Origin of the sequence: Isoptericola croceus (assembly GCF_029382255.1) — a bacterium.
In the GTDB taxonomy this organism is placed as follows: domain Bacteria; phylum Actinomycetota; class Actinomycetes; order Actinomycetales; family Cellulomonadaceae; genus Isoptericola; species Isoptericola croceus.
Genome location: NZ_JARLLG010000129.1, coordinates 1 through 280, shown reverse-complemented (window position 1 = coordinate 280; position 280 = coordinate 1). Strand labels below are relative to the sequence as shown.

Annotated in this window: 1 protein-coding gene; it reads right to left on the bottom strand. The window is 48.9% G+C overall.

Going from position 1 to position 280, the window contains the following annotated elements:
* Nucleotides 1–87: 87 nt before the first annotated feature.
* Nucleotides 88–280: hypothetical protein (locus PZC42_RS24430; RefSeq protein WP_277214027.1), on the bottom strand; the 193-nt coding region annotated here is incomplete at its 5' end.

Sequence of the window (280 nt, the reverse complement as noted above, 5' to 3'; positions counted from 1 at the left end):
AAATAATTTCATGAACACGGACGAATTTCGAGTCCCTTCTTGCAGAACTGGCTTCGAAGTCATCCACACCTTTTACTCTCTCAAGACTCAGGTATTCCATAATCCTTTCATATGGCTCGGATTCTGTGAATTCATCATCTCGTTTTCAGTTGGAGTTGATCCAGAGTCGACCCCTATGTAGCGGGCATGGAAGATTGGGCGCTTTTCAGGGTCGGCGCAGTCGGCGAGAATCCTCCGGTGCAGCAGCACTTGCTCTGCCTTGCTGACATCCAGATCGATC